The 9,649-nt window shown below is 68.0% G+C and carries 11 protein-coding genes; 2 read left to right on the top strand and 9 right to left on the bottom strand.

Annotation, left to right across the window (positions count from 1 at the left end):
• The first annotated feature begins 15 nt into the window (after positions 1-15).
• Positions 16-465 carry a DUF983 domain-containing protein gene (locus WAZ62_RS18130; protein WP_422644942.1) on the top strand — a complete coding sequence of 150 codons (450 nt, stop codon included), beginning with the start codon at positions 16-18 and terminating at the stop codon, positions 463-465.
• Between the two features lie 156 nt (positions 466-621).
• Here the strand turns inward: WAZ62_RS18130 and pgmG are convergent, their stop codons facing one another.
• From pgmG to WAZ62_RS18155, 5 genes are all read right to left on the bottom strand, one after another.
• Complete coding sequence (gene pgmG / locus WAZ62_RS18135) at positions 622-2,010, bottom strand: phosphoglucomutase/phosphomannomutase PgmG (protein ID WP_422644943.1); 1,389 nt, start codon at positions 2,008-2,010, stop codon at positions 622-624.
• Positions 2,011-2,027: 17 nt separating this feature from the next.
• A complete protein-coding gene (locus tag WAZ62_RS18140; RefSeq protein ID WP_422644944.1) occupies positions 2,028-3,347 on the bottom strand; it encodes a UDP-glucose dehydrogenase family protein in 1,320 nt (439 codons plus the stop codon).
• A 17-nt stretch (positions 3,348-3,364) separates the two neighbouring features.
• Positions 3,365-4,243, bottom strand: a complete 879-nt coding sequence (galU, locus tag WAZ62_RS18145) for a UTP--glucose-1-phosphate uridylyltransferase GalU (RefSeq protein WP_422644945.1) — start codon at positions 4,241-4,243, stop codon at positions 3,365-3,367.
• Positions 4,244-4,350: 107 nt separating this feature from the next.
• Positions 4,351-5,190: a division plane positioning ATPase MipZ gene (locus tag WAZ62_RS18150; RefSeq protein WP_422644946.1), complete on the bottom strand. Its 840-nt coding sequence runs from the start codon at positions 5,188-5,190 to the stop codon at positions 4,351-4,353.
• A 71-nt stretch (positions 5,191-5,261) separates the two neighbouring features.
• On the bottom strand, positions 5,262-6,329 hold the full coding sequence (locus tag WAZ62_RS18155; protein WP_422644947.1) for an NAD(P)H-dependent flavin oxidoreductase: 1,068 nt from the start codon (positions 6,327-6,329) through the stop codon (positions 5,262-5,264).
• A gap of 171 nt (positions 6,330-6,500) precedes the next feature.
• Between WAZ62_RS18155 and panC the strand changes: the two genes are divergently transcribed.
• Positions 6,501-7,361: a pantoate--beta-alanine ligase gene (gene panC / locus WAZ62_RS18160; RefSeq protein WP_422644948.1), complete on the top strand. Its 861-nt coding sequence runs from the start codon at positions 6,501-6,503 to the stop codon at positions 7,359-7,361.
• Positions 7,362-7,401: 40 nt separating this feature from the next.
• Here the strand turns inward: panC and WAZ62_RS18165 are convergent, their stop codons facing one another.
• From WAZ62_RS18165 to WAZ62_RS18180, 4 genes are all read right to left on the bottom strand, one after another.
• On the bottom strand, positions 7,402-8,241 hold the full coding sequence (locus WAZ62_RS18165; protein ID WP_422644949.1) for an enoyl-CoA hydratase-related protein: 840 nt from the start codon (positions 8,239-8,241) through the stop codon (positions 7,402-7,404).
• Positions 8,242-8,267: 26 nt separating this feature from the next.
• Complete coding sequence (locus WAZ62_RS18170) at positions 8,268-8,681, bottom strand: GFA family protein (protein WP_422644950.1); 414 nt, start codon at positions 8,679-8,681, stop codon at positions 8,268-8,270.
• Positions 8,682-8,739: 58 nt separating this feature from the next.
• The gene (cueR, locus tag WAZ62_RS18175) at positions 8,740-9,162 is read right to left on the bottom strand and encodes a Cu(I)-responsive transcriptional regulator (protein WP_422644951.1); all 423 of its coding nucleotides are present in this window, start codon (positions 9,160-9,162) and stop codon (positions 8,740-8,742) included.
• Between the two features lie 11 nt (positions 9,163-9,173).
• Positions 9,174-9,649, bottom strand: a 476-nt coding sequence (locus WAZ62_RS18180; RefSeq protein ID WP_422644952.1) for an HAD-IC family P-type ATPase, incomplete at its 5' end; no start/stop codon positions are given.

Below are 9,649 nucleotides of genomic sequence, written 5' to 3' on the forward strand. Positions count from 1 at the left end.
GATCGGAGAACACCCATGCCCATCGACGTGAAGACCGGCACCGCGCCCCACCCGGCCGAGCCGGCGCCCCGGGACTGGAAACCGGCGCTGCTGAACGGCGCCAGGATGCGCTGCCCGCACTGCGGTCAGGGACGCATGTTCAACGCCTATCTGAAGGTGAACCACGCCTGCCCGGTGTGCGGCGAAGTGCTGGACCTGCACAAGGCGGATGATGCCCCGCCCTATTTCACCATCACCATCGTCGCCCATATCGTCGTGCCGGCCCTGCTCGTCGTCGAACAGACCTGGGCGCCGCCCGAATGGCTTCATGCGGTGATCTGGCTGCCGCTGTGCCTGATCCTGTCGCTCGTGCTGCTGCCCATCGTGAAAGGCGGCCTCATCGCCCTGCAATGGGCCTTTCGGATGCATGGTTTCGGCGTCGATGACGACGAACCGGTGCCGGAGCCGAAACCGGACGCGGCTTAATCTCGCCCCATCCTCAAGGAAACAAAGCCCTCTCCTCCCTGGAGGAGAGGGTTGGGTGAGGAGGGAAACTCTTTCCTGAAACGCCCGAGCGACGTCTCGACCCACCTCACCCCGGCCCTCTCCCCCCCTGAAGGGCGGAGAGGGAGAGATTGCCCCTCAGATCTTCGGCGGGGTAACGCCCGCCGCGACCAGCGCCTGCGTGAGCGAGGCCTTCAGGCGGCCGAGGGCGGCTTCGTCGCTGCCTTCGGCGCGGGCGACCAGCACCGCCTGGGTGTTGGAGGCGCGCAGCAGCCACCAGCCGTCATTGGTCTTCACGCGGACACCATCGGTCGCGTCGACCGAGGCACCGGCGGCGGCGAGGGCCGACTTCACCTTCTCGACGATGCCGAATTTCTCTTCCTCGGCGACGGCGAAGCGAAGCTCCGGCGTGTTCACCGTGTCGGGCAGACGGTCGCGCAGGTCCGCCAGCGAGACGCCGGCATGGACGACGGCGGTGATCAGGCGAAGGCCGGCATAGATCGCGTCGTCGAAGCCGTAGAAACGGTCGGCGAAGAAGATATGGCCCGACATTTCGCCAGCGAGGGGCGAGCCGGTCTCGGCCATCTTGGTCTTGATCAGCGAATGGCCGGTCTTCCACATCAGGGGCTTGCCGCCCAGGCGGGCGATTTCGTCGAACAGGACCTGGCTCGCCTTCACGTCGGCGATGATGGTCGAGCCCGGCAGCTCTTTCAGAAGATCGGCGGCGAGGATGGCCAGCAGCTGGTCACCCCAGATGATGCGGCCCTTGGCATCGATCGCGCCGATACGGTCGGCGTCGCCGTCGAAGGCGATGCCGAGGTCGAGCTTGTTCTCGGCGACGAGATGCTGGAGCTGCTCGAGGTTCTCGGGCTCGGTCGGATCGGGGTGATGGTTCGGAAAGGTGCCGTCCACCGCCTCGTTGATGATGATGTGGCGGCCCGACAGGCCGGCGACGATGCGGCCCAGCACGGCGCCGGCGGCGCCATTGCCCGGATCCCAGCCGATCGCGAGGTTGTTCGGCACCGCTTCCTCGAGCAGGCGGGCGATGTAGCGGTCCTTGATGTCTTCGTGGCGGTCGCTGCCCGCGCCTTCGTTCAGGTCGCCGGCCGCCGAAATGCGGCCGATCTCCTGGATGCTTTCGCCGAAGAAGGACTTCTTGCCCAGCATCATCTTGAAGCCATTGTGATGCGGCGGGTTATGGCTGCCGGTGACCTGGATACCGCCGTCGGTGCCCATGGTGGTGGCGGCGAAATAGAGCATCGGCGTCGGGCCGGTGCCGATGCGGATCACCTCGGCGCCCGCGGCCTTCAGGCCCTCGACCAGCGCGGCTTCCATGCCGGGGGAGGACACGCGACCATCGCGCCCGACGACGATCTGCGGCGCCGCCTTGCCCGTCGCGCGGGAAACGGCGGTGGCGAAGGCGCGGCCGAGGGCCGTCGCATCGCTCTCATGCAGGGTCTCGCCGACGATACCGCGGATGTCATATTCGCGCAGGATCGACTTGTGGAACTGATAGGCGTTGCTCACGTCGAAATTCCTCTGGATCAATGGGGCTGAACCGGCGCGCGGCCGATCGAATGATAGGAAAAGCCGGCCTCGGCCATTTCGTCGGGACGATAGACGTTACGCAGGTCGACGATGACCGGCACTTTCATCGCCGCCTTCATCCGGCCGAGGTCGAGGGCGCGGAACTCGTTCCATTCCGTGATCAGGACGAGGACATCCGCCCCCGCCATGGTCTCATAGGCGCTGGAAACCCAGGTGACGCCGGAGATCAGCGCGGCGGCCGCCTTCATGCCTTCCGGGTCATAGGCCCGGATGGTCGCGCCGGCCGCGATCAGGCGCGGCAGGATGTCGAGCGAGGGCGCATCGCGCATGTCGTCGGTATTCGGCTTGAAGGTAACGCCCAGCACGCCCACGGTCTTGCCGGCGACATCGCCCCCGGCGGCGGCGATCACCCGGTCGGCCATGGCGATCTTGCGGGCATCATTCACCGCGACGACGGATTCGACGATGCGGCTGGGCGAGCCGGCATCGCGCGCGGTCCGCACCAGGGCGAGCGTGTCCTTGGGGAAGCAGGAGCCGCCGAAGCCCGGCCCGGCATGAAGGAATTTCTTGCCGATGCGGCCGTCGAGGCCGATGCCGCGGGCGACATCCTGCACATCGCCGCCCAGTTTCTCGCACAGGTCCGCCATCTCGTTGATGAAGGTGATCTTGGTCGCGAGATAGGCGTTGGCCGCGTATTTGATCAGCTCGGACGTCTCGCGCGAGGTGAAGACGAAGGGCGTCTCGAGAAGGAACAGCGGGCGATAGAGCTGGCGCATGATCGCCCGCGCCTTCTCGCTCTCGGTACCGACGACGACCCGGTCGGGCCGGCGGAAATCCTCGATCGCCGAGCCTTCGCGCAGGAACTCGGGGTTCGAGGCGACATCGAAGGCAAGATCGGGCCGCAGCGCGCGGATGCGCCGCTCGACCTCGGCGCCGGTGCCGACCGGCACGGTCGACTTCGTTATGATGACGGCATAATTCTTCAGCGCGGCGGCGATTTCCTCGGCCGCGGCATAGACATAGGAAAGATCGGCATGGCCGTCGCCGCGCCGGCTGGGCGTGCCGACCGCGATGAAGACCGCGTCGGCGCCCTGGACCGACCCGGCGAGATCCGTCGAGAAGGACAGGCGGCCGGCGGCGACATTCTCGGACACCAGCTTGTCGAGACCCGGCTCGAAGATCGGGATCTCGCCCCGGCGCAGGGCTTCGATCTTGGCCTCGTCCTTGTCGACGCAGATGACGCTGTGGCCGAATTCGGAAAAACAGGCACCGGAAACGAGACCGACGTATCCGGTGCCCACCATGGTTACACGCATGGCAACTCCTCAGGCGGTCAGAGACCGGCCGCCGTCTTCGCGATGAAGGGCGCGAGCTTGGGGCCGATGTCCGGCCGGGCCAGCGCGAAAGCGATATTGGCTTCGAGGAAACCGACCTTGTCGCCGCAGTCGAAGCGGGTGCCCTCGAAGGAGAAGCCGTTGAAAGGCACTTCGCCGATCATCTTGGCGAGGCTGTCAGTCAGCTGGATCTCGCCGCCGGCGCCGCGTTCCTGGCTTTCGAGATGCGCGAAGACCTTGGGCGACAGGATATAGCGGCCGATCACCGAGAGGGTGGAGGGCGCGACCTCGGGCTTCGGCTTCTCGACGAGGCCCTTGACCTCGGTCAGGCGGCCATCGACCTTGCCGGGCGAGAGAATGCCGTAGCGCTGGGTATGCTCGCGCGGGACATCCATCACCGCGAACATGTTGCCCCCAACGCCGGCATAGGCATCGGCCATCTGGGCAAGGCACGGCCGGCCGGCCAGGACGAGATCGTCCGGCAGGATGACGGCGAAAGGCTCGTCGCCCACCAGTTCCTTGGCGCAGAGCACCGCATGGCCAAGGCCGAGGGCTTCGGGCTGACGGACATAGGAGACCTGGCCAAGACCGGGCTGCCAGGCGCGCAACGCCTCGAGCTCGGCGGTCTTGCCCCGGCGGGACAGGGTTTCTTCCAGCTCGAAATGGCGGTCGAAATGATCCTCGAGGGCGGTCTTGCCGCGGCTGGTGACGAAGATGAAATGGTCGCAGCCGGCGGCCTTGGCCTCTTCCATCGCGTAATGGATCAGCGGCTTGTCGACGACCGGCAGCATTTCCTTGGGCATGGCCTTGGTCGCCGGCAGGAAACGGGTTCCGAGGCCACCGACGGGGAACACGGCTTTGCGGATCTTGATCGTCATTTCGGGGAGACTCTGACCTTCAGGGCGTGAAATTCTCTCGCGACTTCATGCCACGATGCAGGCGCCTATAGCAACGCGCCAATCACGCCCGGGTTCCCCGGAGGCGCCTATTCCGCCGCGCTGACCAGCGGCGCAGCGTCGCGGGAGACCGGCGGCAGGTCGAGGGAGGCGACGAGGGTTCGCACCTCCTGCCGGGCGGCGACTTCCGACATGGTCAGGGTCTGGCCGGTGCGGCCGAGATCGAGCATGGTCAGGCCCTGCAGGAACAATTCGCGGTAGGTTACGCGCTCGGACAGGCCGGCGACGACCCGGAAGCCGATGCGCTTGGCGAGACGGGCCAGAACTTCCGAGACCCGGCGCTTGTTGCGGGCATCGAGATGGCCGACGCGGTTGCGCATCACCAGCCAGTCGATGGTGCCGCCGGTGCGGGCGCGGCGCTTGCGCATTTCCCACACGAGCTCGGAATAGAGCGAGGGGCCGAGGATCGCATGATCGTTGGGATCGACCCGGGCGATCAGGTCGAGATCGATGAAACTGTCGTTCATCGGGGTCAGCAGCGTGTCGGCGCAGCCATGGGCGAGGCGCGACATGAAACTGTCGGAGCCGGGACAATCGATGATGACGACATCGTGATTGTCGACATAGGGCTCCAGCACGCCGAGGAAGCGATTGCGCTCGTCGGCCTGGGCTTCGTGGAAATCGGGGATTTCGCTGCGGACGACGACGGCGAAGCTGGGCATCAGCATGTTCGCGCCCTCGGCCACCGCCTTGGCGCGGTTTTCGAGATAGCGGGTCAGGGTGCGCTGGCGGCCGTCGAGATCGATGGTGGCGACCCGCCGGCCCTGTTCCAGCAAGGCGACGACGAGATGCATCGCGCTGGTAGACTTGCCCGAGCCGCCCTTCTCGTTACCGAGGACGACGATATGTGCGCGCCTGCCGTCGCTCATGGAATACCGCCTGCAGAAAATTCAGCCGCGAGTCGGCTACCCGGTCATGGTCGGGGGGCCGAAGGGTTCCGTCAATGATTCTGACTCGGGAAACCCGCCTCGGCGACCAGCCGGGACACAATATCGGCCAGGGGCGCGGCCCTCGCACCGCTATATCCTGTGCCGCACCAGAGGGCGAGGAGATCGGCGTCGCCCGTCTTCCGGCCGTGTCCGCGCAAGGCCTGCGTCATCGCGTTCTGCAGGGGAAACGGCGGAATGGCGATGCCGGCGGCGTCCAGTCCACGGGTGAAGCCATTGGCGAGGCCCCTCGCCGCGCGGCCCGACCAATGGCGGATCAGCATCGTCTCCGCCCCCTTGGCCGCGCCCGCGCCCAGCGCATCCTTGTGGGCCTGGGGGATGCCGCATTCGTCGGCCCGCAGCAGCGCCGTGCCGACCTGCGCCAGGGCGGCGCCGGCCTCGAGGGCGGCGCGGATATCCTCGCCCGTCATCAGGCCGCCCGCCGCGATCACCGGAATGTCGAGGGCCGCCACCATCTGCGGCAGGAGGGCGCGGAGGGGCACCAGCCCTTCCTCGAAACCGCCGATGAAGGTCGCGCGATGCGCCCCCGCCTCGCCCCCTTGCGCGACGATGGCGTCGACGCCGCTGGCGGCGACCAGGCGTGCCTCGTCGAGACGGGTGGCGGCGCCGATCACCAGGATACCGTCGGCCTTCAGGGCGGCGACCATGCCGGCATCGGGACAGCCGAAGACGAAACTGGCCACCCTCGGCCGCAGGCGGCGCAGCATGGTGAGTTGGGCGGCGAAATCCTGCTCCGCCGGATCGGGCAGCGCGGGTGCCGGCAGGCCGGCCGCGACATGCAGCGGCGCGAGATGATCCAGCATCCCCTCGACCACGCCGGGCGCCGGTGGCCGGCCGCAGGGCAGGAACAGATTGACGTTGAGCGGCGCGGCCGAGGCGGCGGCGATCTCCTCGACCTGCGCCTTCAGGACGTCCGGCGAGAGATAGGCGGCGCCGAGGGAGCCGAGGAGGCCGAGCCTCATGCAGGCCAGGATGAAGCCGGGCGGCGTCGCCCCGCCGGCCATGGGCGCCTGCACGATGGGCGTTGGAAGCCCGAGTTCTTTCTGAAGATCTGTCCGCATGGTCTCGTCTCAACCCTGGTGCTTGCGGGAAATCCACCCGCGAGGCGGAAGTGCGCCCTGCCGTATCTCCCTTGATGGGGCAGGGAAACATTGACTTCAAGGTGCGACTGGCATACTCGCGGGGCGAAAACCGCCAAAAGCGGATCCCGCGTACCGAGGAAACGCAGCCGAATGTCCCAGCCCCCTGACCTGCCGCTGCCCGTCGCCCGTTCCGTCGCGAGCCTGCGCCAGACCGTCGCCGACTGGCGCAAGGCCGGCCTGCGCATCGGCTTCGTGCCGACCATGGGCGCGCTCCACGCCGGTCACCTGTCGCTGGTCGAGCGCGCGAAGGAGCGGGCCGATCGCGTCATCGTCTCGATCTTCGTCAATCCGACCCAGTTCGGCCCGACCGAGGATTTCAGCAAATATCCGCGCCAGGAAGCCTCGGATGCCGCGCGGCTGGCCGCCTTCGGCGTCGACGTGCTCTATTCCCCTTCGGTCGAGGAAATGTATCCGGCCGGCGCCGCGACCACGGTTTCGGTCGGCGTCGTGACCGAGCGGCTGGAGGGCGTGTTCCGCCCGACCCATTTCTCGGGCGTCGCCACCGTGGTCGCCAAGCTGCTGAACCAGGTCCAGCCCCATGTCGCCGTCTTCGGCGAGAAGGACTACCAGCAGCTTCTCGTCGTGAAGCGCCTGGTCGCCGATCTCGACATCGATACCGAGATCGTCCCCGGCCCGACGGTTCGGGAGGCCGACGGCCTCGCCATGTCGTCGCGCAATGCCTATCTCTCGGAAGAAGACCGGGCGGTCGCCGCCAGCCTGCCGGCGACGCTGAATTTCGTCGCCAGCCAGCTGCGCTCCGGCGTCGACGCCGGCCCGATCCTGGAAGCCGGCCGCGCCCGCCTGCTGAAGGCGGGCTTTCGCGAGGTGCAATATCTCGATCTCGCCGATGCCGCGACCCTCGCCCCGCTGGAGCGGGCGGACCGTCCGGCCCGGCTTCTGGTCGCCGCCCTCGTCGGCGCCACCCGCCTGATCGACAACATCGCCGTCTGACCGGGGATCGGGGGCGCGTTATCGGCGCCCCCTGCCCTTGTTACGCCTGCCAGGCGGGCCGGCGCTTCTCGAGGAAGGCGGACAGGCCTTCCTTCGCCTCGTCCGTCGCGCGGCGCTTGGCGATGGAAACGGCGGTCATCTCGCCCAGCGCATCGTCGATTTCCAGGAATTCGATCTCGGCGATCAGGCTCTTCGCCCTTGCGACGGCGCCGGGGGCGTTGAGGAAAATGGTCTCGATCAGCTTGTCGGCCCGGTGTTCCAGCGCCGGGGCATCGGGCAGGAGTTCGGAGACGAGGCCGATGCGCAGGGCTTCGGCACCGTCGAAACGCTCGCCGGTCTGGAAATAGCGCCGGCAGTTGCGGGCACCGATGGCGCGCAGGACATAGGGCGCGATGGTCGCCGGCATCAGGCCGATCTTCACTTCCGACAGGGCGAAGGCCGCGTTCGGCGTCGCCAGCGCGATGTCGCAACAGGCGACGAGGCCGACGCCGCCGCCATAGGCCGGGCCGTCGACGAGGGCGATGGTCGGCATCGGCAGACGGTCGAGGCGGGCGAACATCTCGGCGAGGCCGCGGGCGTCTTCCAGATTCTCGTCATAGATCTGGCCGGCCTGACGCCGCATCCAGTTCAGATCCCCGCCAGCCGAGAAGCTCTTGCCCTCGGCCCGGATCATCACGGCGCGGACGCTGTCCTGATTGCCGAGATCGGCGAAAATGGTCGACAGGCGCTCGATCGTCGCCTCGTCGAAGCAATTATGCTTCTCGGGCTTGGCCAGGGTGACGATGGCGAGGCCCTCGGGCGTCATCTGCAGGCGGACGCCGGCTTCCAGCTCGGGCTGGGCGAGGCCGGGGGCGATATCCGAAGGTTCGGTCGTGGTCATGAAATATCCTCGGGTTGCGGCTGCGATCAGCCGCCGTGATGGCTGGCCGGCCATTGCGGCAGGCCGTTGGTGATCTGGTAGGAATCGCCCTTGTCGGCGACGAAGATATGGACCGCCTGGGCAAGGCCGGTCGGCCCGTCGAAGGCGCCGAGGGCGATCGCGGTATGGTTCTGCGCCGGGGCTTCCCAGAACAGCGAAGCGCCGCATTCCCGGCAGAAGCCGCGCCGCGCCCGCTCGCTGGAGCGATACCAGGCGAGGCCGCGCTGGTTGGCGAAGCTCAGACGGTCGCGCCGCACCGAGGTATAGGGACCGGGCGCCCCGTGCCAGCGCCGGCACTGGGAACAGTGGCAGACGCTGACCTCGCCGAATCGGCCCCGCGCCGTGAAGCGCACCGCGCCGCACAGACACCCGCCTTCGAGGCTCCTGTTCCGGTCGTCCATCCTCGACTCTCCCTCGCGCGGCATTGTTCCCGGCGCGCGCCGGAATGCAAATTGAATCTCATTCGATATGGCAGGCGCAAGCCTCGTCCTGTCCGCCGCGGGCGAGGTCGTCGAGTATAGGGCAATCCGGCCGGTCGTCGCCGTGGCAGGCGTCGGCCAGATGATGCAGCGTCCGGGCCATGGATTGAAGCTCGGCGATCTTGGTCTCCAGCGCCTCGACATGGGCGAGGGCCATCTGCTTCACCTCGGCCGAGGCGCGGCCCCGGTCGCGCCAGAGGTCGAGCAGGCCCGAAATGGCGTCGAGCGAGAAGCCGAGATCGCGCGACCGGCGGATGAAGCGCAGGGTCTCCACGTCCCGCCCGGCATAATGGCGGTAGCCGGCGGCGGAGCGGGGCGCCGGGGTCAGCAGGCCGATGCTTTCGTAATGCCGGATCATCTTGGCCGAGACGCCCGAGGCGGCGGCGGCTTCACCGATGTTCATCTGCGCTCTCCTCACCGTCCCGGGCGCCAGCGGCGCAGGAGCAGGGCATTACCCAGCACGCTGACGCTGCTGGCCGCCATGGCGATGCCGGCGACCACCGGCGACAGCAGGCCGGCCGCCGCCAGCGGAATGCCGACGACATTATAGGCGAAGGCCCAGAACAGGTTCGAGCGGATCTTGGCCGAAACCGCCGCCGCGAGATCGAGGGCGGCAGGCACCAGCCGGGGATCGGGCCGCATCAGGGTGATGCCGGCGGTCGCCAGCGCGACATCGACGCCGCCGGCCATGGCGATGCCGAGATCGGCCGCGGCCAGGGCCGGGGCATCGTTCAGCCCGTCGCCGACCATGGCGACGACGCGGCCCCGCGCCCGGTAATCGGCGATGGCCGCCGCCTTGTCGCCGGGCAGGACTTCGGCCCGGACATCGCCGATCTTCAGTCGCCGGGCGATGACCTCGGCCGCCGCGCGGCGGTCGCCCGACAGCATGG

This window comes from Zavarzinia sp. (assembly GCF_049306435.1).
Taxonomy (GTDB): Bacteria; Pseudomonadota; Alphaproteobacteria; order Zavarziniales; family Zavarziniaceae; genus Zavarzinia.